23 protein-coding genes are annotated in these 26530 nt (G+C 65.6%); 13 read left to right on the forward strand and 10 right to left on the reverse strand.

What is annotated here, in order from left to right; all coding sequences use genetic code 11:
* Positions 1 to 129 precede the first annotated feature (129 nt).
* The 5 genes from ACVWY3_RS20750 (at position 130) to ACVWY3_RS20770 (ending at position 4871) form a co-directional block, all read left to right on the forward strand.
* Entirely contained in the window at positions 130 to 1137 is a 1008-nt protein-coding gene (locus tag ACVWY3_RS20750; RefSeq protein ID WP_456840134.1) for a polyprenyl synthetase family protein, read from the forward strand.
* Between the two features lie 406 nt (positions 1138 to 1543).
* A complete protein-coding gene (locus tag ACVWY3_RS20755) occupies positions 1544 to 2059 on the forward strand; it encodes a winged helix-turn-helix transcriptional regulator (protein ID WP_456840135.1) in 516 nt (171 codons plus the stop codon).
* Between the two features lies 1 nt (position 2060).
* Positions 2061 to 3323: a beta-ketoacyl-ACP synthase II gene (gene fabF, locus ACVWY3_RS20760; protein WP_456840136.1), complete on the forward strand. Its 1263-nt coding sequence runs from the start codon at positions 2061 to 2063 to the stop codon at positions 3321 to 3323.
* 44 nt (positions 3324 to 3367) lie between these two features.
* The gene (locus ACVWY3_RS20765) at positions 3368 to 4000 is read left to right on the forward strand and encodes a LysE family translocator (RefSeq protein WP_456840137.1); all 633 of its coding nucleotides are present in this window, start codon (positions 3368 to 3370) and stop codon (positions 3998 to 4000) included.
* Positions 3993 to 4871 (forward strand): alpha/beta fold hydrolase, encoded by an 879-nt coding sequence (locus tag ACVWY3_RS20770; RefSeq protein WP_456840138.1) that lies wholly within the window; start codon positions 3993 to 3995, stop codon positions 4869 to 4871. The genes ACVWY3_RS20765 and ACVWY3_RS20770 overlap by 8 nt, the downstream gene beginning before the upstream one ends.
* A gap of 126 nt (positions 4872 to 4997) precedes the next feature.
* Here ACVWY3_RS20770 and ACVWY3_RS20775 read toward each other — a convergent pair whose 3' ends face one another.
* The 3 genes from ACVWY3_RS20775 to ACVWY3_RS20785 form a co-directional block, all read right to left on the reverse strand.
* Positions 4998 to 5882: a 4-(cytidine 5'-diphospho)-2-C-methyl-D-erythritol kinase gene (locus ACVWY3_RS20775; RefSeq protein WP_456840139.1), complete on the reverse strand. Its 885-nt coding sequence runs from the start codon at positions 5880 to 5882 to the stop codon at positions 4998 to 5000.
* A gap of 84 nt (positions 5883 to 5966) precedes the next feature.
* Entirely contained in the window at positions 5967 to 7763 is a 1797-nt protein-coding gene (locus tag ACVWY3_RS20780; protein WP_456840140.1) for a tetratricopeptide repeat protein, read from the reverse strand.
* 305 nt (positions 7764 to 8068) lie between these two features.
* On the reverse strand, positions 8069 to 9730 hold the full coding sequence (locus ACVWY3_RS20785) for an electron transfer flavoprotein-ubiquinone oxidoreductase (RefSeq protein ID WP_456840141.1): 1662 nt from the start codon (positions 9728 to 9730) through the stop codon (positions 8069 to 8071).
* A 136-nt stretch (positions 9731 to 9866) separates the two neighbouring features.
* Here ACVWY3_RS20785 and ACVWY3_RS20790 point away from each other — a divergent pair, with 136 nt between their 5' ends.
* The gene (locus ACVWY3_RS20790; protein WP_456840142.1) at positions 9867 to 10673 is read left to right on the forward strand and encodes a uracil-DNA glycosylase; all 807 of its coding nucleotides are present in this window, start codon (positions 9867 to 9869) and stop codon (positions 10671 to 10673) included.
* Between the two features lie 181 nt (positions 10674 to 10854).
* Here the strand turns inward: ACVWY3_RS20790 and ACVWY3_RS20795 are convergent, their stop codons facing one another.
* The 4 genes from ACVWY3_RS20795 to ACVWY3_RS20810 all read right to left on the reverse strand — a co-directional run bounded on the left by ACVWY3_RS20795 (position 10855) and on the right by ACVWY3_RS20810 (position 15139).
* Positions 10855 to 12363 carry a glycosyltransferase family 39 protein gene (locus ACVWY3_RS20795; RefSeq protein ID WP_456840143.1) on the reverse strand — a complete coding sequence of 503 codons (1509 nt, stop codon included), beginning with the start codon at positions 12361 to 12363 and terminating at the stop codon, positions 10855 to 10857.
* Positions 12364 to 12560: 197 nt separating this feature from the next.
* Positions 12561 to 13421, reverse strand: coding sequence for a ribonuclease HII (locus ACVWY3_RS20800; protein WP_456840144.1), 861 nt, complete (start codon positions 13419 to 13421; stop codon positions 12561 to 12563).
* Positions 13422 to 13496: 75 nt separating this feature from the next.
* Entirely contained in the window at positions 13497 to 13952 is a 456-nt protein-coding gene (locus tag ACVWY3_RS20805; RefSeq protein WP_456840145.1) for a VOC family protein, read from the reverse strand.
* Positions 13953 to 13972: 20 nt separating this feature from the next.
* Entirely contained in the window at positions 13973 to 15139 is a 1167-nt protein-coding gene (locus ACVWY3_RS20810) for a PA0069 family radical SAM protein (protein WP_456840146.1), read from the reverse strand.
* A gap of 208 nt (positions 15140 to 15347) precedes the next feature.
* Between ACVWY3_RS20810 and ACVWY3_RS20815 the strand changes: the two genes are divergently transcribed.
* Together ACVWY3_RS20815 and ACVWY3_RS20820 are read left to right on the forward strand one after the other, a co-directional pair.
* Positions 15348 to 17762 carry a phosphoketolase family protein gene (locus tag ACVWY3_RS20815; RefSeq protein ID WP_456843407.1) on the forward strand — a complete coding sequence of 805 codons (2415 nt, stop codon included), beginning with the start codon at positions 15348 to 15350 and terminating at the stop codon, positions 17760 to 17762.
* A gap of 8 nt (positions 17763 to 17770) precedes the next feature.
* Entirely contained in the window at positions 17771 to 18955 is a 1185-nt protein-coding gene (locus ACVWY3_RS20820) for an acetate/propionate family kinase (protein ID WP_456840147.1), read from the forward strand.
* Positions 18956 to 19082: 127 nt separating this feature from the next.
* Here ACVWY3_RS20820 and ACVWY3_RS20825 read toward each other — a convergent pair whose 3' ends face one another.
* Positions 19083 to 19922, reverse strand: coding sequence for an RMD1 family protein (locus tag ACVWY3_RS20825; RefSeq protein WP_456840148.1), 840 nt, complete (start codon positions 19920 to 19922; stop codon positions 19083 to 19085).
* Between the two features lie 334 nt (positions 19923 to 20256).
* Between ACVWY3_RS20825 and ACVWY3_RS20830 the strand changes: the two genes are divergently transcribed.
* Together ACVWY3_RS20830 and ACVWY3_RS20835 are read left to right on the forward strand one after the other, a co-directional pair.
* Positions 20257 to 20832: a glycosyl transferase gene (locus ACVWY3_RS20830; protein WP_456840149.1), complete on the forward strand. Its 576-nt coding sequence runs from the start codon at positions 20257 to 20259 to the stop codon at positions 20830 to 20832.
* A gap of 63 nt (positions 20833 to 20895) precedes the next feature.
* Complete coding sequence (locus ACVWY3_RS20835; protein WP_456840150.1) at positions 20896 to 21825, forward strand: bifunctional helix-turn-helix transcriptional regulator/GNAT family N-acetyltransferase; 930 nt, start codon at positions 20896 to 20898, stop codon at positions 21823 to 21825.
* 247 nt (positions 21826 to 22072) lie between these two features.
* Here the strand turns inward: ACVWY3_RS20835 and moaB are convergent, their stop codons facing one another.
* Both moaB and ypfJ read right to left on the reverse strand, forming a co-directional pair.
* Positions 22073 to 22636 (reverse strand): molybdenum cofactor biosynthesis protein B, encoded by a 564-nt coding sequence (gene moaB, locus ACVWY3_RS20840; RefSeq protein WP_456840151.1) that lies wholly within the window; start codon positions 22634 to 22636, stop codon positions 22073 to 22075.
* 107 nt (positions 22637 to 22743) lie between these two features.
* A complete protein-coding gene (ypfJ, locus tag ACVWY3_RS20845) occupies positions 22744 to 23685 on the reverse strand; it encodes a KPN_02809 family neutral zinc metallopeptidase (protein ID WP_456840152.1) in 942 nt (313 codons plus the stop codon).
* Positions 23686 to 24106: 421 nt separating this feature from the next.
* Here ypfJ and ACVWY3_RS20850 point away from each other — a divergent pair, with 421 nt between their 5' ends.
* The 3 genes from ACVWY3_RS20850 (at position 24107) to ACVWY3_RS20860 (ending at position 26528) form a co-directional block, all read left to right on the forward strand.
* Entirely contained in the window at positions 24107 to 25237 is a 1131-nt protein-coding gene (locus tag ACVWY3_RS20850) for a DNA methyltransferase (RefSeq protein WP_456840153.1), read from the forward strand.
* Positions 25238 to 25405: 168 nt separating this feature from the next.
* The gene (locus ACVWY3_RS20855) at positions 25406 to 25732 is read left to right on the forward strand and encodes a hypothetical protein (RefSeq protein WP_456840154.1); all 327 of its coding nucleotides are present in this window, start codon (positions 25406 to 25408) and stop codon (positions 25730 to 25732) included.
* Positions 25733 to 25847: 115 nt separating this feature from the next.
* Entirely contained in the window at positions 25848 to 26528 is a 681-nt protein-coding gene (locus tag ACVWY3_RS20860; protein ID WP_456840155.1) for a glutathione S-transferase family protein, read from the forward strand.
* The last annotated feature ends 2 nt before the right edge of the window (positions 26529 to 26530 follow it).

Genomic DNA, 26530 nt, shown 5'->3' on the forward strand with positions numbered 1-26530 from the left:
CAGGTCTCCTGCCTGAAAGGGGCTTAAGCGGCAAATGTCAATGGTTCCGCGGGCCTTGCCGCATCCGCTGCCAGTTTCTATTGTCTTTCCATCAGAATAGCCCCTCCGGGGCAAATATTGGAGACCGGCGTGGCCGTCATCGTACCTTTCGAAACTCCCGGCGCGTCGATCGAAGAGCTGGTTGCCCTTGTCGCTCCCGACATGGAACGCGTCAACGCCACGATCCTGTCGCGGACCGGCTCAGACGTAACCATGATCCCCGAGGTCGCCAACCACCTGATCTCCTCCGGCGGCAAGCGCCTGCGGCCGATGCTGACGCTCGCCATGGCCAACCTCGCCGGCTACACCGGCGACGGCCATATCAAGCTCGCCGCGTCCGTCGAGTTCATGCATACCGCAACCCTGCTCCACGACGACGTCGTCGACGAGAGCGAGATGCGCCGCGGCAAATTGTCAGCGCGCATGCTCTGGGGCAACGAGGCGAGCGTCTTGGTCGGCGACTTCCTGCTCGGACAGGCGTTCCGCATGATGGTCGAGGTCGGCTCGCTCCGCGCGCTCGACATCCTGTCCGCGGCTGCCGCCACCATCGCCGAAGGCGAGGTGATGCAGCTTGCCGCCGCCAAGAACACCGCGACCACCGAGGATGAATATCTCGCAGTGATCCGCGGCAAGACCGCCGAATTGTTCGCAGCCGCTTGCGAGGTCGGGCCCGTCATCGCCAACCGCCCAAAGGCGGAGCAGACCGCCTGCCGCTCCGTCGGCATGAATCTTGGCATCGCCTTCCAGCTCGTCGACGACGTGCTCGACTATGGCGGCAAGAGCGCGAAGCTCGGCAAGAACACCGGCGATGATTTCCGCGAGGGCAAGATCACCCTGCCCGTGGTGCTCGCCTTCCGGCGCGGCAACGACACCGAGCGCGGCTTCTGGATCCGCGCGCTCGAGCGCGGCGAGATCGGCGATGCCGATCTCGACCACGCCATCGGCCTGATGAACAAGCACCGCGCGCTCGAGGACACGCTGAGCCGCGCCCAGCATTACGGCGCCATGGCCGTGGACGCCCTGGCGCTGTTCCCGCCCTCGCCGATGAAGAGCGCGCTGGAGCAGGTGGTGGCGTTCTGTCTGGCAAGGTCGCATTAGGCGCGAGGCTCGACAAGCGCGGCGACCGCGTCGCTCGTGTTGCAACCTCAGGGGACGGCGACCGACAGCTGCACGGAGTTTGGCGCAACAGCACATCTCTCGTGTCCCGGACGCGCTGCAGCGTGAAACGCTGCTGCGCTGAGCCGGGACCCACGTAGCACCGAGCGATCAGCAACATAGGCCCGGCTCTCTGCAGAGCACCGCTGAAGAAGCGCTGCGCTGCGTCCGGGGCACGAGAGCGGTTGTCCAGCACATCTCACCATTTGGGCCCGCGGCAACACACGCATCGCTCTCCTATCCCATCTCACCAGCGAACTAACTCCAAATTCTTCATCGTCCCTCCACCCGCACGACAGTTGCTTCCCAGTCACTTGCATTTTGCAAGTCAATTCCCTACCTTTCGCCCATGCAACCCAAATCCCCATCCATCCTGGAATGCCCGGTCGGCCGTGCCGTGGAGACGGTTGGCGAGTGGTGGAGCATCCTGATCCTGCGGGATGCGTTTCAGGGCGCGACGAAGTTCGACGAATTCCAACAGAGCCTCGGGATTGCGCCGAACATCTTGTCGCGGCGGCTTGCGCATCTCACCAGGAGCGGCATGTTCGCGCGCCGCCGCTATCACGAACGCCCGCCGCGCTACGAATATGTGCTGACCGACAAGGCGCGCGACTTCTTTCCCGTGGTCGCCGCGCTGCTCGCCTGGGGCAACAAGCACCTCGCGCCGAAAGGCGAATCCATCCTGCTGGCGAGCCGGGACGGCATCCGTCCACTCGACCCGGTCGTCGTCAATGCGAGCGACATGCGTCCGATCACGCTCGCCAATACGGTCGCCATTCCGGGGCCCCGCGCCAGCCGCGGCATGCGCGCACGGCTCGCTTCGCTCAAAGCCATGAACCCGGCCGTCGCGCCGGCTGGAGACTGACATGCGTCGTATCGTCGTGACAGGCATGGGCGCGGTGTCGCCGCTCGGCTGCGGTGTCGAATTGTCGTGGCGCCGGCTGCTTGCCGGCCAGAGCGGACTGCGACCGCTGCCCGAATGGGCGCAATCATTGCCCGCACGCATCGCCGGCCTCGTGCCCGACAAGGCCGATGATGCCGACGGCGGATTCGATCCGGGAGAGGCCGCTGCGCCAAAAGACCAGCGCAAGATGGACCGTTTCATCCTGTTCGCGCTGCTCGCCACCGCTGAAGCGGTGACGCAGGCCAAATGGACGCCGCAGGATGCAAGCGCGCTGGAGCGGACCGCGACGATCATCGCCTCCGGCGTCGGCGGCTTTCCAGCGATGGCGGAAGCCGTGCGCATCACCGAGCAGCGCGGCGCGCGGCGGCTGTCGCCGTTCACGATCCCCTCCTTCCTCGCCAATCTCGCCGCCGGCCATGTCTCGATCAAATACGGCTACAAGGGTGCGCTGGGCACGCCTGTCACCGCGTGCGCCGCGGGCGTGCAGGCGATCGGCGATGCCGCGCGCATGATCCGCGCGGGCGAAGCCGATGTCGCGATCTGCGGCGGCGCGGAGGCCTGCATCGATATCGTCAGCCTCGGCGGCTTTGCCGCCGCACGCGCGCTCTCAAGCGGCTTCAACGACGAGCCCGCGCGCGCTTCGCGCCCGTTCGACCGCGACCGCGACGGCTTTGTCATGGGCGAAGGCGCCGGCATCCTCGTGATCGAGGATCTCGAGCATGCGCTGGCGCGCGGGGCGACGCCGATCGCGGAGATCGTCGGCTACGGCACGACGGCGGATGCCTATCACATGACATCGGGTCCGCCCGACGGCGACGGCGCCCGCCGCGCCATGGAGCTGGCGCTGCGGCAGGCGCGGCTGGAGCCCGGCGATCTGCAGCACCTCAACGCGCATGCGACCTCGACGCCCGCCGGCGACGAGAGCGAACTCGGCGCCATCGGCGCGCTGTTCGGCCGCAACCGAAACATCGCCGTCAGCGCGACCAAATCGGCCACCGGTCATCTGCTCGGCGCGGCCGGCGGCCTGGAAGCGATCTTCACCATCCTCGCATTGCGCGACCAGATCGCGCCGCCGACGCTCAATCTCGAAAACCCCGACGCGAGCGCCGACGGCATCGACATCGTCTCAGGCAACGCGCGGCAGATGCCGATGCGGCACGCCATCTCGAACGGATTTGGCTTCGGCGGGGTCAATGCCAGCGCGATCTTCCGCCGGATGGGCTGAACGAGAGGCCTTGCAATCGTGGCGCGCTGCGCTACGAAAACAGGATGATCGACACCAATTTCTGGCTGTTCCTGGCCGCAGCATTCCTCATTGCGGCAATTCCCGGCCCCGGCATTTTCTATGTCGCGGCGCGCACCTTGTCGGAAGGGCGCGCCAGCGGCTTTGCCTCGACCGCGGGCACGGCGCTCGGCGGCATGGTCCATGTCCTCGCCGGCAGCCTCGGCATCTCCGCGATCATCCTCGCCAGCGCGGAGCTGTTCGGCGCGGTGAAATTCGTCGGCGCGCTCTATCTGGTCTGGCTCGGCATCAAGACGTTCCGCAGCGCCGGCCGCGCGATGTCGCTGGAGAGCGAAGCCGTCGGCGACAAGCGCGCGTTTCGCGACGGCGTGCTGGTCGAGGCGCTGAACCCCAAGACCGCCGCGTTCTTCCTCGCCTTCATTCCGCAATTCCTCGACCCCGTGGGATCGAGCCCGACGCTGCAATTCATCATGCTGGGTACGATCTCAGTGGCGCTGAACACGCTCGCCGACGTCGTCGTGGTGCTGATGGCCTCGGCGACGCGCACGCAGCTGATCGGACAGCCGCATCTGATGCGGCGCCTGACGCAGGGCTCCGGCGTTTTCATCGCCGGCCTCGGCCTCTCGCTCGCGCTGGCGCGGCGGCCGGCAAATGGCTAGCGCGCCGCAAAGCCGCTTCTATGAATCGCACGGCCTGCGGCTGCATTATGCCGATTGGGGCAACGCGGGCGCGCCGCCTCTCATCCTGGTCCATGGCGGCCGCGATCATTGCCGCAGTTGGGACGTCATCGCGCGATCGCTCCAGCCGCATTTTCACGTGATCGCGCCCGATCTGCGCGGCCACGGCGATTCCGACTGGACGCGTGGCGGCAGCTATGCGCTGACGGAGTATGTCTACGATCTCGCGCAGCTGGTTCGGACGATCGCCGCACCTCAAGTCACTCTCGTCGGCCATTCCATGGGCGGCATGGTGAGCCTGATCTTTTCAGGATCGTTTCCCGAGCTGGTCACCAAGCTCGTCGTGCTCGACGGCATCACCATGCTGCCGGATTCACCGAAGCCACCGGTGCATGAGCGCATCGGCAAATGGGTGAGCCAGCTCGACCGACTGCACGACCGCACGCCGCGCCGCTATGCGACCCTGGAAGACGCGGCCGCGCAGATGGTGCTGCACAACAAGCGGCTGTCGCGCGAGCTCGCACTGCATCTCGCCACCCACGGCGCGCGGCAGAACGAGGACGGCACCTACAGCTGGAAGTTCGATCCCTATCAGCGCGCTAGTGCGCCGCACCGGCTCTGGCCGGACGATCACGTCGCGCTGTGGTCGCGGATCAACTGCCCGACACTGCTGCTCAATGCCGGCGAAAGCTTTCTCGCCGGCACCAGGGGAGCAGGTCTGGAGCGCTATTTCGCGCAGGCGCGCATTGAGACGATAGCGGGCGCCGGGCACTGGCTGCAGCATGACAAACCGCAGGAAGTGCTGGGCGAGATCCGGCGGTTTTTGGGTTTGGCCGCGGACAGCGGCGGTTAGGCCCGCTGCCGTAGGTGGGCAAAAGCGAAGCGTGCCCACCAATCTACCCGTTCAAATCTCGGTTGACGGTGGGCACCGCGCGTCGCGCCTTTGACCACCCTACGGCACCCTCGCCGCGGAAATTACCTAGCTCAACGTCCCCGCATGCACCCACCAGCCGGGGTGGTCACGGCGAATCCGTTCAGCGGCGGCATGGGCATCAGTCGCCGCACCGTAGACCGCAAAGCACGTCGCGCCGGAGCCGGACATGCGGGCGAGCTTGACGCCGGCGGAAGAGCGCAGCGCTTCCAGCACCTCGCCGATCACGGGCTCGATGCGCATCGCGGGCGCTTCGAGATCGTTGGCGACGGTTTCGAGAACGTCGACCCAATCGGCGATCGAGGCGCCCTCGTCCGGCCAGGCCGGCGCTTCGAGGACGGAGGTGGCGCCGACCAGAAGCTCGCCGTTGCGCAGGCCCAGCGCCTGAAACACGTCCTTGGTCGCAACAGGCAGGCGCGGATTGACCATCACGCAGGGCATGCTCGGCAGCGCGAGCGGCAGCAGCTGCTCGCCGACGCCGGTCATGTCGCAGGCGCGCGAGAGCAGGCACACCGGCACGTCCGCGCCGGTCGCGAGTGCGACCTTCTGCAAGCGGGGATCGTCGAGCGAGAGATTGTTGAGACGCGCCAAGAGCCGCAGCGCCGCAGCGGCATCGGCCGAGCCGCCGCCGATGCCGGCTGCAACCGGCAGCACCTTGTCGAGCGCGAAGGCGCCGAGCTTCAGGTCCGGCACGGCTTCGGCCAACAGCTTGGCCGCCTTGAGCACGAGATTGTCAGCGGTATCGCCGCAGGCGGCAGCCAGCGGCCCCGTGGTAGTGAGCTTCAGCTCATCGCCCGGCTCCAGCGTGAGCCGGTCGGCGCAGTCGGCAAAAGCGACCACGCTTTCGAGATCATGATAGCCGTCGGCACGACGGCCAACGACGCGAAGGCTCAAATTGACCTTCGCGCGCCCTTCTTCAATCAACGCCGGCATTGGCGATCAGCCCCCAGAACAAATTCCTTTGCGCATGATCTTTGCGGAAAACCGCCACACACTTTTCCGGATCATGCGCCCGGCTCAACCGCCCTTGCCGTCGTCCTTCTTCTTCTCGGCCTGCGCCGCAGAAGAATTCGAATTGTCGTCGGTGAGACCATTGGCGATCTTGGCCTCGATCTTCGGCAGCTCTTCCGGCTCGGGCTTGAGATCGCGCGCATGCGACCACTGGAATTTGGCCTCCAGCGTGCGGCCGACGCGCCAATAGGCGTCGCCGAGATGGTCGTTGATGGTGGGATCCTCGGGCTTGAGGTCGATCGCGCGCTCGAGGTTCTTCACCGCCTCCTCGTAATTGCCGATGCGGTAATAGGCCCAGCCGAGGGAGTCGACGATGTAGCCGTCGTCGGGACGCTGCTCGACGGCGCGCTTGATCATCTTCATGCCCTCGTCGAGATTCACTCCCTGGTCGATCCAGGAATAGCCGAGATAGTTGAGGACGTGCGGCTGGTCGGGCTGCAGCTCCAGCGCCTTCTTCATGTCGGCTTCGGCCTTGGCCCACTGCTTGGAGCGCTCCTCGCAGATGCCGCGATAGTAATACCAGACGCTGTTGGCCTTGTCGTTGCCGGCCGGCAGCACGTCGATCCCTTGCGAATAGGTCGCGCCGCAATCGCCGAACCGCTTGCGGCCGCGCTCGATATTGCCGAGCGCCATGATGGCTTCAAGATCCTTGGAATCCTCAGTGGTGACGCCCTTGAGGATCTTGATCGCCTCGTCGGTGCGGTCGGCGGAATCGAGGTCAATGGCGAGCTGGATCTGCGCGTTGCGCTTGAGCGGCGAGGACGCCGGCACGCGCTCATAGACCTTGATCGCCATCTGCGGCCGCTTCACCGATTCGTAGAGATCGGCGAGCGAGAGCAGCGCCAGCGGATGGCTGGGCTGCAGGTAGAGCGAGAGCTGGAGATAGACAAGCGCCAGATCCTCGCCGCCGCGGCGGGTCAGTGTGGCGCCAATGCCGTACAGCGCTTCGGCCGCGCCGGCCTGTGCGGAATCGACCAGCGGCGGCAGCTTCTTGCCGGCCTTCGTGTCGCGCAACCCCTCCACGATCAGCGGATGGCGGGCGAGCTTCTTGTCGAACGCCTGGTAGACATTGGTCGCTGCAGCCGAATCCTTGTTGCGCGACAGCCAGCGCGCATAGGCCTCGGTCACGCGCAGCATGGAATCGTCGAGCTTGTAGGCGCGCTCGAAGCGGGTGCCGGCGTCCTTCTCCTTGCCCGAGAGCTCGAGGATCATGCCAGCGTGGAGATCCTTGAACAGCGGATACCATTCCGGACCGGCGAGCTTGTCGATGGCGGCAACACCGCCCTTGGCATCGCCGGCGCCATAGGCGGCCCAGCCCGACAGCAGCGTGGCGACGAGATCGGTGATCGGACCGCGGATCGACTGATTGATGTTGCTCTGCGCGGTCGCGTACTTCTTCAGCTTGAGATCATGCACGCCGACGACGAGGCGCGCGACGCGGTTGGTCTTGTCGATGGTGAGGATGCGCTCGGCGAGCTTGACCGCTTCGTCGATGTCGCCGTCGGCGACCGACGAGATGAAGGCGCGGTCGAGCAGCTCGTTGTTCTTCGGATCGGCGCGCAAGGCCGAGCGGTAAAACGCAGCCGCCGAGGCCGCATCGCGCTCGACGCTGGCGTGGCGGGCGGCGAGATAGCTGCCGGCAGTGGTGAGCGACTTCAGATCGTTCCGGGTCGGAAACTGCGCCGCCGTGTCGGACGGATGGTCCGGCGTCTGCGCCAGGACCGCGCCGGGGACCGTCGCGATCGCGGTGCCCATGAGGGCGATGGCGGCAACAGTCCAGCGGTTGAAACGATATGAAAACATCAGGGCTCGCCTTGAGTTGGTAGTGCCTGGGTTTGCAGCAGAAGGCCGTCTCGCATGCGAACGCGGCCGGTGGCATCGGGACCCGGAACCGTCGGGCCGACAATGCCGCTTTTGGCGCTTGACCGCAAGGATTCGGGCACGCGATCCCCTCCGGACGTCCCAAATCGGCCGACAACGCCCCAAGACGCTGCCAGTATGGCCTTATCGTGACCACGGGCTGCCGTGGTAGCCCGGTTCTCACGCGAACGTGCGTCACAATGCCGGGACGCACAACCTCGGTCACATCGGCCGTGGCTACCCCCGGATTACATCGCCTCGTAGTTCGGCCCGCCGCCGCCCTCCGGAGGAACCCAGGTGATGTTGCCGTTGGGGTCCTTCACATCGCAGGTTTTACAGTGAACGCAGTTCTGAGCGTTGATCTGGAAGCGCGGGCCGGAACTCTCCTCGATCCACTCATAGACGCCGGCCGGGCAATAGCGGCTCGAGGGACCGGCGAACACGTCGTGCTCCGAGGTCTTCTGCAGGTTCATGTCCGTGACCTTCAGATGGACCGGCTGGTCCTCCTCGTGATTGGTGTTCGACAGGAACACCGAGGACAGCTTGTCGAAAGAGATTTTTCCGTCCGGCTTCGGATAGTTCTTCGGTGCGTGGTTCTTGGCCGGATCAAGCGTGGCGCGATCGGGCTTGCCGTGCGGCAGGGTGCCGAACAGCGAGATGCCGAACAGCTGGTTGGTCCACATGTCGAGCGCGCCAAGGGGGACGCCGAGAAGCGTGCCGAACTTCGACCACAGCGGCTTGACGTTGCGGATCCTGAACAGGTCCTTGCCGACAGCCGAGTCGCGCCAGGCGTTCTCGTAGGCGACGACCTCGTCATTGGCGCGGCCTTCGGCGAGCGCGGCGGCGACATGCTCGGCGGCGAGCATGCCGGTGCCCATCGCGTTGTGGACGCCCTTGATCCGGGGAACGTTGACGAAGCCCGCGGCGCAGCCGACCAGCGCACCGCCCGGGAAGGTCAGGCGCGGCACCGACTGGTAGCCGCCTTCGGTGATGGCGCGCGCACCGTAGGCGAGACGCTTGCCACCCTCGAACACGTCGCGGATCGAGGGATGGGTCTTGAAGCGCTGGAATTCATCGAACGGCGACAGATACGGATCGTCGTAGTTGAGATGCACGACGAAGCCGACCGCGACGCGGTTGTCGTCGTAGTGATAGAGGAACGAGCCGCCGCCGGTGGAATTGTTGAGCGGCCAGCCGAACGAGTGCTGGATCAGGCCCTTCTTGTGCTTGGCCGGATCGATCTGCCAGACTTCCTTCAGGCCGATGCCGAACTTCGGCGGCTCGCTCTTGGCGTCCAGTGCGAACTTCGCGATCAATTGCTTCGACAGCGAGCCGCGGGCGCCTTCGGCAAACAGCGTGTACTTGCCGAGCAGCTCCATGCCGCGGGTGTAGGAATCCTTGTGCGTGCCGTCCTTGGCGATGCCCATGTCGCCGGTCGCGATGCCCCGCACCGCGCCCTTCTCGTCATAGAGCACCTCGGTCGCGGCAAAGCCGGGATAGATCTCGACGCCGAGTGCTTCCGCCTTGGGCGCGAGCCAGCGGCAGACATTGCCGAGCGAGCCGATGTAGCAGTGATGATTGTCCATCAGCGACGGCATCGCGAAGTTCGGCAGCTTGATGCGGTTGTCGCCGAACATCCAGTAGAAGTGGTCGTCCTTGACCTGCGTCTTCAAAGGACAGTCGGGATCCTCGCGCCAGTCGGGGATCAGCTTGTCGAGCGCGATCGGATCGATCACCGCACCCGAAAGGATGTGTGCGCCGACCTCGGATCCCTTTTCGACGACGACGACGCTGAGATCGGCGTTGAGCTGCTTCAGCCGGATCGCCGCGGCCAGGCCCGAGGGGCCGGCGCCGACGATGACGACGTCGAATTCCATGGATTCGCGCGGGGGAAGTTCTTCGGTGCTCATCTGATCTCAGCCCTTGAGACGGTTCCTTGTCATTTGCGCTCCCTTGTTTCCGATTTTTCCGGGTAGGACAACCACGGAAATGCGTTCCGCTGGGATGCAAGGCGCCTTAAGATGAACTAATAGTCTGACTTTCCAAATGGTCCCCGAGCCCGCACCCACCGTTCGAGAGCTTCTCGCCTTCTATCTGGAGGCCGGGGTCGACTGCGCGCTCGCGGAGGAGCCGATCGACCGCCTGGCGGAATTGGACGCTCCGCCTCCGGCCCCGCGCGCGGCACCGCCGGTCGAGGCACCGCGGCCGGTCGCCGCGCCTGCGGTGATGCGCGGCGAGGCCGCACCTGCGCCCGATGTCGCCATCGCGTCCGCACGCGAGGCCGCGCGCACCGCGCCGACGCTCGAGGCCTTGCGCGAGCTGATGCAGAACTTCGAGGGCTGCGCACTGAAGCACACCGCGACGCGGCTGGTGTTCGCCGACGGCAATCCGCAGGCACGCATCATGTTCGTTGGCGAGGCGCCAGGCCGCGACGAGGACATCGAGGGACTGCCGTTCGTCGGGCGGAGCGGCAAGCTGCTCGACCTGATGATCGGTGCCATAGGCCTCAACCGCACCACCGCCTACATCGCCAACGTCATTCCCTGGCGGCCGCCCGGCAACCGCACGCCGACGCCGCAGGAGACGCAGATCTGCCTGCCCTTCATCCAGCGCCAGATCGAGCTGGTGAATCCCGACGTGCTGGTGACGCTCGGCAATCCCTCGACGCAGACGCTGCTGTCGACGCGCGAGGGTATCATGCGCACGCGCGGCCGCTGGTTCGAGTACGAGACCGGCCAGCGCACCATCCGCGCGCTGCCGACGTTTCACCCGGCCTACCTCTTGCGCTCGCCGGCGTACAAGCGGCTGGCCTGGCAGGATCTGCGCGCGATCGCGAAGGTGCTGGCGGGATGACACTCTCGTGTCCCGGACGCGAAGCAGCGCCATGGTGCTGCTTCGCAGGGCCGGGACCCAGATCGCGATACAGTCCAATGCGGTGAGATGGGCCCCGGCTCGGCGGCGCACCGCCGAACTGGACGATGCTTCGCATCGCCAGGACAGCGCTGCGCTGCGTCCGGGGCACGAGAGACCCGTCTCACGACCCCTTCGGCCGCACGATCGCCCAGCCGATGCGCAGCAATCCCTGTCGACCATTGACCAGCCATTCGAACGCACGCGGCACTTCCGGCACGATGCCGGGAAAGCGCGCGAGGATCTCCGGCGGCGGGGTGCCGGCGGTGTCGGAGGCGCGCCAGACCACGACGCCGCCGGTCTCGCTGAATTTGGCCTGGCTCATCCACGGCGTCCGCGAAGGCTGGGCATCGATGAACAGATGCGGCCGGCCGGAATGCAGCGTGATCAGGCTGGCAAGCTGGGTCTCGCCGGCGACCGCGCGCAGGCGATGGTTGGTGCGGCGGGCGAAGCTCTCGTCGAAGAAATCCGAAATCGCACGCGCCGGCATCGAGGTTGCGATCTCATTGGTGCCGGTCCAGGGCAGGAACAGCACGGCGAGCACGACGCCGGCGGCCGGCGCGGCGACGGCGGCAGCCCACACCGTCCGCAGCATCCGCGCGCGGCGCATCGCAATGAGGTCGCCGGCCGCGACCACCACGGCAAGCCCGGACATCACCAGCACGACGCCGGGGCCGCCGACGACGGAGTCGAGCCCGAGCAGGCCCGAGATCAGCACCGCGCCGAGCGCCGGCGCCAGGGCGAAGAAGTAAACGAAGTTGCGCCCGAGCGGCTCGACCGGCGGGCGGAAAATGATCGGCGCCTCCTCGCCCTTGGCGACGAACAGGCCGGTGTTGAGGAAGGTCAGCGCCGGGATCGCCGCCGCGCCGAGCACGAGCCCGCCGAGCAACCAGGCCGCATGGATCGCGCGGGCGCTGAGCTCCGTGACTTGCGGCAAGGCCGGCATTACAAACGTCTCGGCGCGCATCAGCCAGACCGCATAGGGCAGCGCCAGCACCGCGACGACGATCAGCGCAAACAGCGGGTCGAGCGAGCGCAGCGTGCGACGGCCACCGGCGGTCGCGAGCGCGAAGACGACGATCAGCAGCAGGAGGAAGATCGCGGCAGGCGTGGTCAGCAGCAGCAGGCCGGCCTCGATCGACCAGGCGAACCAGGCGTTGCCGCGGCGCTGGCCGATGATCTGCCAGGAATGCAGCAGCAGCAGCGCCCAGAGCGGCCGCGCCAGGACCAGCGGGCCGAAGTCGAGCGCGGGCGAGGAGAAGGCCAGCACCGTCATGGTCAGGAGCACGGCGAGCACCGCCTGCTGCGAGCCGACCACGGCACGCGAGAGATGGTAGAGCGCCATGAAGGTCGCGATCTCGCAGAGCTGGGCCAGCACATAGACGCCGAACACGTGGCCGCCGGCGGCGCGGTAGGCGATATCAGCGAGCCAGATCGGCAGCGGCGGGCCCAGATCCGTACCGACCTGGTATTCGCGGCCGAACGCCAGCAGCGTCGCAAGGCTGCCGGGCGGGCTGCGATAGAACGCCAGCGCCACGAACAGCCACATCAAAGCCTGGAGCAGCACGGCGATCCACACGATCAGCCGCGGCCGGGCGCGAATGAGCTCGATGACCAGGGAGGTAAACCGCATGCAAGGTCCGAAAGATGCAGCCAACCCGTCCAGCCGGCCCTATTCGCTCACACCTGTTTTGATAATGGGCGCTGCGCGTCGTGGCAACGACCGTCTGCTCGTCATGCCCGGGCATCCCCGTTCTTCAAGCCGCAAGAAAGACGTGGATGACCGGGTCAAGCCCGGTCATGATAATTCGGAAGCTGCGGGGCGAGGCCCTAGAGATTTGCTGAAATATCGACCTCGACGCTCGCTTCCACCTGCACCTCGACCTCGCTCACCGAGAACAAATCCTGCACCGGCTCGACGGTCCAGGGCATGTGCTTGGCGCGGGCGGCGGCGACGGGGGCGAAGAAGCTGCGGTGGTGGACGCTGGGACCAAGGCGATCGAGCGCCTCGAGATGCTCGGGGACGGCATAGCCCTTGTGCTGCTCGAAACCGTAGCCGGGGCAGTCCTGCGCCAGCGCGCACATCAGGCGGTCGCGCGTCACCTTGGCGACGATCGAGGCGGCGGCGATCGACAGCACGATGCCGTCGCCGCCGATCACGGCCTCGCAGTCGCAAGCCGTATCGAGCCGGTCGCGGCCGTCGACGAAGACGTGGCGGGGCGCTTCCGGCAGCGCCACCACGGCGCGCTTCAAGGCCCACAGCGAGGCGCGCAAAATGTTGTCGCGGTCGATTCGCGACGGCGAAGCGACGGCGACCGACACCTGCGCGGTGGCGCAGATCTTGTCGAACAGCTTTTCGCGCTCTTCCGCGGTCAGGCGCTTGGAATCGTCGATGCCACGCGGGATGCGGTCGGGATCGAGAATCACGGCGGCTGCCACCACGGGACCAGCCAGCGGCCCGCGGCCGGCCTCGTCGCAGCCCGCGACCGGCCAGATGCCGCGCTTGATCAGCGCCCGCTCGCGGCGAAAGCTCGGCGGCGCGATCGCGATGATGCCTTTCTTGCCGGGCAGGGCCGGCGCGGCCTCGACGGCAGACGCCTTGCCCGATTTGGCAGGTGTGGCCTTCTTCGCAGCGGCGCTCGCCTTGGGCGCGTCTTTGGCCGGCTTCTTGGCAGACTTGTCCCGAATCATGGCCGGGATCGTGCGCAAGCGATCCGGCCAGCGCAACCGGGAACCCCGCGCAATTCCCGTTATTCAGACCGTCCCCTACTCCGCCAGATGGACCCGCCGGTCCTCGCCGACCTCGATGCCAGGCGCAACCACGACTTCCCAGGGATGGCCGTCGGGATCGGCGAAATAGCCGGAATAGCCGCCGTAATCAGTCTCATGCGCCGCTTTCAGCAGAGCCGCACCCTTGCCGAGGGCGAAGGACAGCACGGCGTCGACCTTCTCGCGTGTCCGGCAGTTCCAGGCGAGCGTGATGCCGCGGAAGGTTGATGGCCTCGGATCGTCGGGCAGCTTGGCGTCGGCTGCGAGCTGATCCCAGGGATAGAGCGCGAGCACCGGACCGCCGGTGTCGTAGAACGCGACGGCCTCGCCGGTTCCTTTCAGCCGGCGCGCAAAGCCGAGCGCGTCGTAAAAGGCGATGCTGGCACGGATGTCGCTGACGCCGAGCGTGACGACGGTGAGCCGCGGCACCGGAGCCGGGAGTTCCTTGCTCATGCGACGCCCCTTCGTTTCGATCAGAACAGGCTGAGCTGCTCGCCGTTCCGCTTCGGCTTGGCAAAGTGATCCGTCGTCAACTTCGACCGCCGCTTGTTGAGACCAAGCCTCTCGCAGGCGATCTCGAAGCGCCGGCCGATGGTCCAGGCCATCGGCCCCGTGCCCTTCATCCGCTCGCCCCATTTCGCGTCGTAGTCGCGGCCGCCGCGCATGTCGCGGATCAGCGTGAAGACGTGGCGATAGCGGTCGGGAAAATTGGCCATCAACCATTCGCGGAAGAGATCGCGCACCTCGAGCGGCAGCCGCAGCAATACGTAGGAGGCTTCCTTGACGCCGGCATGGGCGGCGGCATCCAAAATGCGCTCGATCTCGGAATCGTTCAGCGCGGGGATCACGGGCGCGACCATCACTGTGGTGGGAATGCCGGCCTCGGAGAGCTGCTTCAGCGCCTCCAGCCGCTTCGGCGGCGTCGAGGCACGCGGCTCCATGGTGCGCGCCAGCTTCGGATCGAGCGAGGTCACCGAGATCGCGACCTTGGCGAGGTTACGCTTGGCCATCCGCGCGAGAATGTCGATATCGCGAACCACCAGCGTCGACTTGGTGACAATGCCGACGGGGTGGCCGGTGCGCTCCAGCACCTCGAGAATCCCGCGCATGATCTTGCGCTCGCGCTCGATCGGCTGATAGGGATCGGTGTTGGTGCCGATCGCGATCATCCGCGGCTCGTAACCGGGCGCGGCGAGCTCCTTCTCGAGTAGCAAGGGCGCTTCGGGCTTCACGAACAGCTTTGACTCGAAGTCGAGCCCCGGCGACAGGCCGAGATAGGCATGCGTCGGCCGAGCGAAACAATAGACGCAGCCATGCTCACAGCCGCGATAGGGATTGATGGAGCGATCGAAGCCGATGTCGGGCGAATCGTTACGGGTGATCACCTTGCGCGAGGTGTCGACCCCGACGGTGGTCTTGAACGGCGGCAGATCTTCCAGGCTCTGCCAGCCATCGTCGAAAGCGACGCGGGCCTCGGCCTCATAACGGCCGCTGGCGTTGGATTGTGCGCCCCGCCCTCGCCTGCGCGCGCGATCAATGGCGACGCCAAGCTCGGGAAAATCAGAGCCCGCACCCGCCGGCTCGGAGGGCGCCGTGACCGGCGGGTGCTTGAGAGCATGAGAGGATGCTGCTGGACTCATGCGGACAAGATAGCACGACAGAGGAACAAATCAAGAACGAAGACAAAAGACTCGAAAACAACCCCATGCACAGTAGCCGCCCAAATTTCTCGCGCGCGGCTTTGACCTCACGCAACACGCTTGCGAGGCGATCCCGTTTGATGCCGGCAAGGGATCGATCGTCGCGGAACAATGTTGGTGACCATCCCCGGTGAAGGTCGGCATGAACATGACAAATCAACAACAATCGCGTGCGGCGAGCAGCGACCTCGGTCTGCTCGATCGCTATTGGCGCGCCGCCAACTATCTCTCCGTCGGGCAAATCTACCTGCTGGACAATCCGCTGCTGCGTGAGCCGCTGCGGCCCGAACACATCAAGCCGCGTTTGCTCGGCCATTGGGGCACGACGCCCGGGCTGAACTTCATCTACGCCCATCTCAACCGCGTCATCCGCACGCTTGACCTCAGCGTGATCTATGTCTGCGGGCCCGGCCATGGCGGCCCGGGCATGGTCGCCAACACCTATCTCGAAGGGAGCTACAGCGAGATCTACCCCGACATCGCCCGCGATGCGGACGGATTGCGAAAACTTTTCAGACAGTTCTCCTTCCCCGGCGGCATTCCGAGCCATGCGGCGCCGGAGACGCCCGGCTCCATCCACGAAGGCGGCGAGCTTGGCTATGCGCTGGTGCATGCCTATGGCGCGGCATTCGACAATCCCGATCTGATCGTCGCCTGCGTGGTCGGCGACGGCGAGGCCGAGACCGGCCCGCTCGCGGCCTCCTGGCATTCCAACAAGTTCCTGAACCCGGCCCATGACGGCGCGGTGCTGCCGATCCTGCACCTCAACGGCTACAAGATCGCGGGTCCGACCGTGCTCGGGCGGATGCCCGACAGCGAGATCCGTGACCTCTTCCGCGGGCTTGGTCACGAGCCGCTGTTCGTCGAGGGCGACGATCCCAAATTGATGCACCAGGCCATGGCGGACGCCCTCGACGTCGCGCTCGCCAGCATCCGCTCGATCCAGCAGCACGCCCGCGACGGACGCAAGACCATCGAGCGGCCGCGCTGGCCGATGATCGTGCTGCGCAGTCCGAAGGGCTGGACCGGCCCGAAGGAGGTCGATGGCAAGAAGGTCGAGGATTTCTGGCGCGCGCATCAGGTGCCGGTTGCGAGCTGCCGCGAGAACCCGGCGCATCTGAAACTGCTCGAAGACTGGATGCGCAGCTACGAGCCGGACAAGCTGTTCGACGCGAACGGTACGCTCATGCCCGAGCTTCAGGCGCTGGCACCCGATGGGAACAGGCGCATGGGCGCCAATCCGCATGCCAATGGCGGGCTGCTCAAGAAGGAGCTGAAGCTGCCGGACTTCCGCAGTTATGCGCTGGATGTGCCGCAGCCCGGCGGCGTCATCGCCGAAGCGACGCGCGAGCTGGGCAAATTCCTGCGCGACGTCATCAAGCTCAACACCGAGACTCGTAACTTTCGCATCATGGGGCCGGACGAGACCGCGTCCAACCGGCTGGACGCCGTGTTCGAGGCCACCGAGCGCGTCTGGATGGAGCCGACCGAACATTCCGACGTGCATCTGGCGCAAGACGGACGCGTGATGGAGGTGCTGAGCGAGCATCTCTGCCAGGGCTGGCTCGAAGGCTATCTGCTCACCGGCCGCCACGGCTTCTTCTCCTGCTACGAGGCGTTCATCCACATCGTGGATTCCATGTTCAACCAGCACGCCAAATGGCTGAAGGTGACGCGGCATCTGCCATGGCGGCGCCCGATCGCCTCGCTCAATTATCTCCTGACCTCGCATGTCTGGCGCCAGGACCACAACGGCTTCAGCCATCAGGACCCCGGTTTCGTCGATCTCGTCGCCAACAAGAAGGCCGATATCGTCCGCATCTATCTCCCGCCCGACGCCAACACGCTGCTGTGGATCGCCGATCACTGCCTGCGCACTTACAATCGCATCAACGTGATCGTCGCCGGCAAGCAGCCGGCGCCGCAATGGCTATCGGTGCAGGAGGCGGCGACGCATTGCGATGCCGGCATCGGCATCTGGACCTGGGCCGGCAACGAGGATGCCGACAGCGAGCCCGACGTGGTGATGGCCTGCGCCGGCGACGTGCCGACGCTGGAGACGCTCGCCGCCGTCGACCTGCTGCGCAAGGCGTTGCCTGACCTGAAGATCCGCGTCGTCAACGTCGTCGACCTGATGACGCTGCAACCGAGCGAGCAGCACCCGCACGGCCTCTCCGGCCGCGACTTCGACAGCCTGTTCACGCGCGACAAGCCCGTGATCTTCGCCTATCACGGCTATCCCTACCTGATCCATCGCCTGACCTATAACCGCACCAACCATGCCGGCATGCATGTGCGCGGCTTTGCCGAGGAAGGCACCACGACCACGCCCTTCGACATGGTCGTGCTCAACGGGCTCGACCGCTATCACCTCGCGATCGAGGCGATCGAACGCGTGCCGGGCCTGGCGACCAAGGCCGCGCAGGTGAAGCAGCAGTTCCGCGACAGGCTGATCGAGCATTCGCGTTACGTGCGCGAGCACGGCGAGGACATGCCTGAGGTGCGCGACTGGGTCTGGCCCAACAGCGCCGGCGGCAACACGCCGGCGGAAGCCGGCGATTGATGCCCGCCATGTCCGATGCGGTCCTCGTCCTCAACTCGGGCTCGTCGAGCATCAAGTTCGGCCTGTTCGATATTTCCGCGGCCGAGCCCACCCTGCTCTGCAAGGGCCTGCTCGACGAGCATGAGGCAAAGCCCCGGCTCGTCGTGAAGAACCCTGCCGGCGAAGATCTGTTCGAGACGCAAAGGGACGTGGCGGATGCGGACAGCGGCCGTCTGTTCGCCGACGTAATCGGCTTCGTCGAAGATCGTATTGGCGACCATCGCCTGCGCGCCGTCGGTCATCGCATCGTTCATGGCGGGCCGGATTATTCAGGCCCAGTCGAACTGACCGATGATGTCCAAGCAAGGCTGGAGGCGTTGACCCCGCTGGCGCCGCTGCATCAGCCGCGATGCCTGGAGCCGATCCGAACCATCGCGGCAATCAAGCCTGCCCTCACGCAGATCGCCTGTTTCGACACCGCCTTCCATCACAGCATGGCGCCGCCGGCGAGCCGTTTCGCGATCCCACGGCGCTTCGAGGCACGCGGCATCCGCCGCTACGGGTTTCACGGTCTCTCCTTCGAATATGTCGCCGGCCGCCTCGCCGGGATCGCACCAGAGCTCACGGCGAAGCGCACAGTCATCGCGCATCTCGGCAATGGTGCCAGCCTCTGCGCATTGCGCGACGGTCGCAGTGTCGACACCACGATGGGGCTGACGCCGCTCGACGGCCTCGTGATGGGCACGCGCTGCGGCACGATCGATCCCGGCATGCTGCTCTATCTGCACCAGCACGAGAAGATGTCCGCCGAAGACGTCCAGCATCTGCTCTATCGCCAGTCCGGCCTGCTCGGCGTCTCCGGCCTCTCCGCCGATATGCGCACGCTGCTCGCAAGCGGCGAGGCCGCTGCGCGGGAGGCGGTCGATCTCTTCACGCTTCGCGCGGCGCAGCAGGTCGCAATGATGGCGGCCACGCTCGGCGGGCTGGAGTGTCTGGTTTTCACCGGCGGCATCGGCGAGCATGCGAGCGAGATCCGCAGCGCGATCGGCGAGCGCCTTGCGTGGCTTGGCGTGCGCATCGATGCGGCGGCGAATGACGCGAGACGCGAGCGGATCAGCAGCGGCGACAGCGCCATCGATGTGTTCGTCATTCCGACGAATGAGGAACTGACGATCGCGCGGCACTGCGCGGCGGTGCTGCGAGCGAAGGCTTAGCATCGTAGTATCATAGGGTGGGCAAAGCGAAGCGTGCCCCACCAATTCGAGGTTGTGGGACGGCGCAAGTGCGCCTTTGTCCACCCTACGATACTGGACGCGCGGAGACAGGGGGGCACAACAAAGCTCAGTGAATACCCGCAAGAATCTGAAAGCACCCGATCGCGACCTCGATCACGATCAGCACCACCACCGCGACCTCGAGGCGGAGGGAGCGCTGGGTGTCGATGATGTCGGTCAGCGCGTTGGCGGTTTCCGACACCGCGGTGAGCTTGCGCTCGAGCGTGTCGAGGCGCTCCTTCAATTCATACTCGTCCTCGAGACGGGCATAGAGCCGGTCGAGCTCGGGCTTTTCCCAGAGCACGTCCGGCTTTTCGGCCACAGCGACACGGCCGGCGACGCGCTGCTGGACCAGGAGCGCATTGCCGATCAGTTGCAGCATGCCCTTGCGGCGCGGCGGCGTGCGGCCCTGCTCGGCGAGCTTGCGCGCGAAGGGCTCGATCACATCGAAGACGGCGGCCACGCGCCGCTCATCACGCGCCAGCGAGGTGCTCTTGGCGAGCGCATCCGCAATCAGGAGCAGCCGGTCGTCGGAGAACCTGGCAAGGCAGATCGGCCCGCCCGGCTGGATCACCTCGGCGTTTTCGTCCTTGCAGAGCTGGGCCTGCGCGTTCTCTTCCTCATAGGGGCTGAACTCGCCGATCACGCGGGACTTGAGGCTGTCGATCAGCACCTTCTCTTCCGAGGGAAGCAGCCCGATCAGCACGACGACGCCGTAGCGGAAGATCACGGCAAGGCCGCCATGGACGCGGAACGCGGCCGGCGTCGAGGAGACGAGCGTGCCGATCTCGAGGCCGGAGGCATTGATGCGTTCGCCGAGCATCACGGCGCGAATCCGCAAGGTCGGCGCGGCGTCCGGTTTCGGCGGTGCTGGCGTGGTGCCAATGGGAAGTTGATCGGCGGTCACTCGACTATCTCACTCTCGGCACCGGCGGTTGCGGGTTTTCCGGTCGTAAGGTCCATGTCAGACCGCCGATGCAGGCTTGCGGACCAGTAGCGTCTTCACCTCGATCATATCGGCGAAGACAGCCCCGTTTGAAGCTCACGAAGCCCGAAATTCGCCGAAACATTCGGCAATATTGTCCCCCTGCGCGCGACACATTTGGCTGCGATGGGCGGGCGCGGTTTACCATCGCATCCCGGAGCACCGCCAAAAAGTTGCACTCGGTAACGCCGCATGTTTATGACAAAGTCATAACAAGCTACGCTTCTCCCGAATTGCGGACATCGAAGCCACAATCATGCTGAGCGTTATCATTCCGACCGAAGGCGTCGAACAGACGGCGGTCGCAACTCTGGCCGCGCTGGTGCCCGGTGCCGCCGCCGGCATCATCCGCGAAGTCCTGCTGGTCGACGGCACCCGCAACGGCGTCATTGAGCGGGTTGCCGACGTCGCGGGCTGCCGTTTCATTGCCTTCGAGGGATCTTCTCATGGCGCCGCGCTCGCCGCCGGCGCGCATCAGGCCCGTTCGCCTTGGCTGATGTTCCTGCCCGCCGGCGCCATGCTGGAAACCGGCTGGATCGAGGAGACCACCCAGTTCATCCAGGCCGTCTCGACCAGCGGACGGGATCGCGCAGCGGTGTTCCGCTATGCCCGCTCACCTTACGCAGATACCGGTGTGCGCGACCTGCTCCGCGCCGTCGCGCGCAAGCTCGTCGGCCCGCTGGCCGATCAGGGACTTTTGATCGCGCGTGACCATTACGATCGGGTCGGCGGCTATCCGCCCCAAGCCCGCCGTTCCGAGGCGCGGCTGCTCCGCCGGCTCGGGCGCTCGTCCCGGACCATGCTGCGCAGCCGGATCGTCATGGTCGGCTGAGGCCGCCCAATACTTGCCAAAGTCAAGTAATTATTTGACAATGGCAATTATTGAGGTGTCCCGATGTCATTCAACGGTACCGACCACCAGATCGCGGCAGTCCGCGCCTTCAACCGCTTTTACACCCGCAAGCTCGGCGTGCTCGACCAGCATCTTGGAAAGAGCCCGTTCTCCCTCAGCGAGGCGCGCGTGCTCTACGAGCTCGCACATCGCGACGATCTTTCGGCAAAGGAGATCGGCAACGAGCTCGGTCTCGACCCCGGCTATCTCAGCCGCATCGTGCAGAGCTTTGACGAGAAGGGGCTGATCACGCGAACGCCCCTGCCCGCAGATCGCAGGCAATATCAGCTTAGCCTCACCGCCAAGGGCCGCCAGGCCTTTGCCCAGTTGAACCTCGGCTCGCAAAACGAGGTCGCCGCCATGCTGGCTCAGCTGTCGGCCAGCGATGCAACGCGGCTCACGCAGGCCATGGCGACCATCGAGGCCGTGCTGGAGCAACGACGAAGCCAGCCCGCTTCGTTCATGCTGCGCAGCCATCGCGTCGGCGACATGGGCTGGGTCATCTCCAGCCAAGGCGCCGCCTATGCCGCGGACTACGGCTGGGACATCAGCTATGAAGCGCTGGTCGCCGAGATCTGCGCCCAGTTCATCAGGAATTACGACGCCGCGCGCGAGCACTGCTGGATTGCCGAGGTCGGCGGCGAGCCGGTCGGCTCGGTCTTCCTGGTCAAGGCCACCAACGAGATCGCCAAGCTGCGCCTGTTGCAGGTGGAGAAGAAGGCGCGCGGCCTCGGCGTCGGCCGCGCGCTGGTCGAGCAATGTATCCAGGGCGCACGCGAGCGCGGCTACAGCAGGATGACGCTGTGGACGCAAAGCATCCTGGTCGCCGCGCGCGGCATCTATCAGAGTGCCGGTTTCAAGCTCGTCGCCACGGAGCCGCATCACAGCTTCGGGCAGGATTTGATTGGCGAGACCTGGGAGATGGATCTGTAAAGCGCGATGCTGCGTAGATTATGGAGCGATGCGCATTGTGGTGCCCTCTCCGCTTGCGGGAGAGGGCAGCGACGCAAGTAGACACAACCTCACTAGGGTGAGGGGTATGTCTCCTCGCATTCCATGCTGATAGATACCCCTCATCCGGCGCCATAGCCGAAGCTTCGCTTCGGCGTTCTTAAGAACGGCGGCCGCAGGCCGCCTATGCCACCTTCCCCCACAAGGGGGGAAGGGAAGAAAGAACAGACTACACTGTCGCGCCCTGCGCCTTTGGCCTGCGCAGATGCTCGTCCAGCCGCGGCATGATCTCGACGAAATTGCAGGGGCGCGTGCGGTAGTCGAGCTGGCTTGCGAGGATGCCGTCCCAGCCGTCGCGGCAGGCGCCGGGCGAGCCCGGCAGGCAGAAGATGTAGGTCGCGCCCGCAACGCCCGCGGTGGCACGGCTCTGAATCGTCGACGTGCCGATCTTGGCGTGGCTCAGCATGTGGAAGGCGATCGAGAAGCCGTCCATGCGCTTCTCGAACAGCGGCTCGATCGCCTCCGGCGTGACGTCGCGCCCGGTAAAGCCGGTGCCGCCGGTGGTGATGACGACGTCGATGCCGGCGTCCGCGATCCAGCGGCGGATGACGGCGCGGATCGCCTCGACGTCGTCGGTGACGATCTCGCGCGCGGCGAGATGGTGACCGGCTGCGGTCAGGCGGTCGGCGAGCGTCTGGCCGGATTTGTCGTCGGCCAGCGCGCGCGTATCGGAGACGGTGAGCACCGCGATGTTGAGCGGGATGAACTGTTTGGATTCATCGATCGAGGCCATTCTTCACCTTCACTCGTCGTTCCGGGGCTCGCAATGCGAGAACCCGGAACCTCGCGCCGCAACTTGTGGATTCCGGGTTCGCGCTGCGCGCGCCCCGGAATGACGAACTACAACGCCCCGCTGCCGAACGTGTTGCAGGCCTGGACCGTGCCCTGCTGATAGCCGGTCATGAACCACTGCTTGCGTTGCGCCGCAGAGCCGTGAGTGAAGGAGTCGGGCACGACGCGGCCAGTGGCCTGGCGCTGCAGCGTGTCGTCGCCGATCGCGCTCGCCGTGGTCAGCGCGGCGTCGATGTCGCCGGGCTCGAGGAAGTTCGGACGCTTCTTGGCCTCGCGATTGACCCAGACGCCGGAGAGGCAATCCGCCTGCAACTCGACCTTGACCTGGAGCGCGTTGGCCTCGGCCTTGCTGCCGGCCTGCTGCTGCAGCCGCGTCACGCGCGGGATGATGCCGAGCAGGTTCTGGATGTGATGGCCGGCTTCATGCGCGATGATGTAGGCCGTGGTGAAATTGCACGCCGACTTGCCGGAGCAGCCGCGGAAGCGCGTCTCGACCTCGCGGAAGAAGCTGGTGTCGAGGAAGATGGTGCGGTCCGGCGGGCAGTAGAACGGCCCCATCGCCGACTGCGCCATGCCGCAGCGGCCGCCATTGGTGGCGTTGCGGAACAGCACGACCTTCGGACCGGTATAGGACTGGCCGCTGGCCTGGAAAATCTCGCTCCAACGATCGTCGATCTCGCCGAGGATGCCGGATATCATGCTGCCGATCTCATCCGTCGGCGCGCCGCGCTTGGCGGAGGTCGACTGCCGATCGGTCTGGTAGCTCGGCGCCTGGCCGCCGCCGGAGAGGATCTCGGCGCCGCCGATCAGGATGCGCGGATCGATGCCGAACGCATAGCCGATCAGGCCGAGCACGATGATGGTGCCGATGCCGAGACCGCCGCCGCCCATCGGCAGGCCGAACCCGCCGCCTCCACCGCCGCCAAAGCCACCACCTTCGTCGCGACGATCCTCGATGTCGTCGCTGCGGCGGAAGTCATCGTAACGCATGGCGGCTGTCCCTTGGCGGTCCCTGATTTGGGAGTCCCTGATTCAGTTTTGTCGGCGCACAGAAACGCAAAAGCTCAACGCACCACACAGGTAAAATTTCCATTGCGTTAATCAATATCCCGGTCGGCAAAAATTGCCTAGTGCGACAGCACGTCCGCACCAGCAATTTTTTCCTGTCCGCGTGCAATTTTTTCCGAGAGAAATTTGCAGCCGCGGCGGCCGCTGCGCCGCAGATGAATGCGAAATATACTGTAAAACACAGCGATTGCGCGCACCACAACGCATGAGGCCACTAATGCGAGGCCTTCTCAGAAAAGCAGCGGGTTAAGTCGTTTTTTACTTTGCCGCTGCAAGGTAACGACCAGTCGGTTGTTTGGTCCCGCGTCGCCGACAGCGTCGCCTGAGTCAGAGTTCTTGAGTCATGGTAGAGTCGCGTCGCGGGGCGTCTGCAAGGGCGCCCCGCACAAATTTTGAGTCCGCCTCGCATCGCATCATCGTCGGCGACTGCGTCGCCGAGATGTCGAAGCTTCAGGCCGGCAGCGTCGATCTGGTGTTCGCAGATCCGCCGTACAATCTCCAGCTCAAGGGCGATCTCAAGCGTCCCGACGAATCCCATGTCGATGCCGTCAACGACGCGTGGGACAAGTTCGATTCGTTTTCCGCCTATGACGATTTCACCCGCGCCTGGCTCTTGGCCGCGCGCCGCGCGATGAAGCCGTCGGCGACGATTTGGGTGATAGGCTCCTATCACAACATCTTCCGCGTCGGCGCGATCATGCAGGACCTCGGCTTCTGGCTCCTGAACGACATCGTCTGGCGCAAGACCAACCCGATGCCGAATTTCCGCGGCCGCCGCTTCACCAATGCGCACGAAACCATGATCTGGGCCGCGCGCGACGAAAAAGCCAAGGGCTACACGTTCAACTACGAAGCGCTGAAGGCCGCCAACGAGGACGTGCAGGCACGCTCGGACTGGCTGATCCCGCTCTGCACCGGCGAAGAGCGCCTCAAGGGCGCCGACGGCAAGAAGGTGCATCCGACGCAGAAGCCGGAAGGCCTGCTCGCGCGCGTGCTGCTGTCGTCGTCGAAGCCCGGCGATCTCGTGATCGATCCCTTCAACGGCACCGGCACCACCGGTGCCGTCGCCAAGCGCCTCGGCCGCTCCTATATCGGCTTCGAGCGCGACAAGACCTATGCGAAGGCCGCGGAAGCGCGCATCGCCAAGGTCGAGCCGCTGCCGGAAGAGAGCCTCGCCCCGTTCATGACCGCGCGCGAAGCCCCGCGCGTCGCGTTCGCCGAGTTGATCGAGCGCGGCATGATCATGCCCGGCACGAAACTGTTCGACGCCAAGAAGAAGCTCGGCGCCCTGGTGCGCGCCGACGGCGCCATCATGCTCGGCGACAAGGTCGGCTCGATCCACCGCATCGGCGCGGTCGCGCAAGGCGCGCAGGCCTGCAACGGCTGGACCTTCTGGCACGTCGAGACCAAGAAGGGCCTCAAGCTGATCGACGAGCTGCGTGCGGAGATCCGTGCGGGGATGGCAGCGGAGTAAGGTCCCTCCATCGTCATTCCGGGGCTTGCGAAGCGCCGTGCCTACGAATCCTTCTCCGTAGATGCAGAACGTGGGCACGCTTCGCTTTGCCCACCCTGCGGCGCCTTGAATGAGGCAACAGCCAGGAGTAAACTTGCGGCATCAGCCCCGTCCTGACGGTTGGCCCTCATGCGACGACAGTCCGAGACTTTGCTGCTGGTACCGCTGCTGCCGATCTTCCTGCTCGGCATGTTTCCGATGTTCCTGATCGCGTTGCTCGGCTTCTTCGGCCTCGCGCTGTTCGGCGTGCTCGTGGTCTGCGTCGGCCTCTCCAGCAGCAACGAGGCGCACGACAATTTCAACCACGACGTCATCGTGCACGGCTATGCCCGGCAAACGGAGCGCGCGGCGCGGGCGTCCGACATGCATCTGGCCGCCAAGCTTGGACTGCGCCTGGAGGCGATCGGCGCGGCGATGGTCGTTACGGCGGCGATCGGGCTTTGTTACGCCGGCTGATCTGCGTGGCGCGCAGATACCGCCCGGCAAACTCGCCGGTTGCGCGTCCGGCCCCGGGTTTGGCAAGAGAGGTCGCCACGCGTTCGCTCTCGGCAACACACTGGGGAGATGCTCAATGCTCAAATTCTATTTCAACGGATCGCCGAACCCGACCAAGGTCGCGCTCTTCCTCGAGGAATCCGGACTGCCGTTCGAGCCCGTCGCGGTCGACACCCGCAAGGGCGAGCAGTTCACGCCGGACTATCTGAAGATCAATCCGAACGCCAAGGTGCCGGCGATCGACGACAATGGCACGATCGTGTTCGATTCCAACGCCATCCTGCTCTATCTGGCCGAGAAGACCGGAAAGTTTCTGCCCGCCAATCGCGCCGAATTGCTGTCGTGGCTGATGTTCGTGGCGACCGGCGTCGGACCGTATTCGGGTCAGGCGGTGCACTTCAAGCATTTCGCGCCGAAGGACCAGAACCACGACTACGCCCATAACCGCTACCAGTACGAGACCGATCGCCACTACACGATCCTGGACGGTCACCTCAAGGGCCGCAGCTACATGGTCGGCGATGCCTATTCGATCGTGGACATGGCGCTGTGGGGCTGGGCGCGGATGGTGCCGTTCAAGCTCGGCGATGGCGCCTTCGCGCGCTACCCGAACGTGAAGCGGCTCGTCGACGAGATCTCGGCGCGGCCGGCGGCGGCGCGCGCGATCGCGCTGAAGGACAAGTTCACCTTCAAGGCCGAGATGGACGACGAGGCGCGCCGCAACATGTTCAGGCACATGACGACCAAGGTGGCCTGATC

This window comes from Bradyrhizobium sp. USDA 4486 (genome assembly GCF_054057995.1).

Bases quoted from the DNA above. Each gene is read 5' to 3' on its own strand.
- ACVWY3_RS20820 (WP_456840147.1), top strand. From the start codon at position 17,771: ATGTCCGATGCGGTCCTCGTCCTCAACTCGGGCTCGTCGAGCATCAAG.
- ACVWY3_RS20795 (WP_456840143.1), bottom strand. From the start codon at position 12,363: ATGCGGTTTACCTCCCTGGTCATCGAGCTCATTCGCGCCCGGCCGCGG.
- ACVWY3_RS20800 (WP_456840144.1), bottom strand. From the start codon at position 13,421: ATGATTCGGGACAAGTCTGCCAAGAAGCCGGCCAAAGACGCGCCCAAG.
- ACVWY3_RS20830 (WP_456840149.1), top strand. From the start codon at position 20,257: ATGCTGAGCGTTATCATTCCGACCGAAGGCGTCGAACAGACGGCGGTC.
- ACVWY3_RS20805 (WP_456840145.1), bottom strand. From the start codon at position 13,952: ATGAGCAAGGAACTCCCGGCTCCGGTGCCGCGGCTCACCGTCGTCACG.
- moaB (WP_456840151.1), bottom strand. From the start codon at position 22,636: ATGGCCTCGATCGATGAATCCAAACAGTTCATCCCGCTCAACATCGCG.
- ACVWY3_RS20755 (WP_456840135.1), top strand. From the start codon at position 1,544: ATGCAACCCAAATCCCCATCCATCCTGGAATGCCCGGTCGGCCGTGCC.
- ACVWY3_RS20810 (WP_456840146.1), bottom strand. From the start codon at position 15,139: ATGAGTCCAGCAGCATCCTCTCATGCTCTCAAGCACCCGCCGGTCACG.
- ACVWY3_RS20815 (WP_456843407.1), top strand. From the start codon at position 15,348: ATGACAAATCAACAACAATCGCGTGCGGCGAGCAGCGACCTCGGTCTG.
- ypfJ (WP_456840152.1), bottom strand. From the start codon at position 23,685: ATGCGTTACGATGACTTCCGCCGCAGCGACGACATCGAGGATCGTCGC.
- ACVWY3_RS20765 (WP_456840137.1), top strand. From the start codon at position 3,368: ATGATCGACACCAATTTCTGGCTGTTCCTGGCCGCAGCATTCCTCATT.
- ACVWY3_RS20860 (WP_456840155.1), top strand. From the start codon at position 25,848: ATGCTCAAATTCTATTTCAACGGATCGCCGAACCCGACCAAGGTCGCG.
- ACVWY3_RS20785 (WP_456840141.1), bottom strand. From the start codon at position 9,730: ATGAGCACCGAAGAACTTCCCCCGCGCGAATCCATGGAATTCGACGTC.
- ACVWY3_RS20790 (WP_456840142.1), top strand. From the start codon at position 9,867: ATGGTCCCCGAGCCCGCACCCACCGTTCGAGAGCTTCTCGCCTTCTAT.
- ACVWY3_RS20775 (WP_456840139.1), bottom strand. From the start codon at position 5,882: ATGCCGGCGTTGATTGAAGAAGGGCGCGCGAAGGTCAATTTGAGCCTT.
- ACVWY3_RS20770 (WP_456840138.1), top strand. From the start codon at position 3,993: ATGGCTAGCGCGCCGCAAAGCCGCTTCTATGAATCGCACGGCCTGCGG.
- ACVWY3_RS20855 (WP_456840154.1), top strand. From the start codon at position 25,406: ATGCGACGACAGTCCGAGACTTTGCTGCTGGTACCGCTGCTGCCGATC.
- ACVWY3_RS20835 (WP_456840150.1), top strand. From the start codon at position 20,896: ATGTCATTCAACGGTACCGACCACCAGATCGCGGCAGTCCGCGCCTTC.
- ACVWY3_RS20850 (WP_456840153.1), top strand. From the start codon at position 24,107: ATGGTAGAGTCGCGTCGCGGGGCGTCTGCAAGGGCGCCCCGCACAAAT.
- ACVWY3_RS20780 (WP_456840140.1), bottom strand. From the start codon at position 7,763: ATGTTTTCATATCGTTTCAACCGCTGGACTGTTGCCGCCATCGCCCTC.
- fabF (WP_456840136.1), top strand. From the start codon at position 2,061: ATGCGTCGTATCGTCGTGACAGGCATGGGCGCGGTGTCGCCGCTCGGC.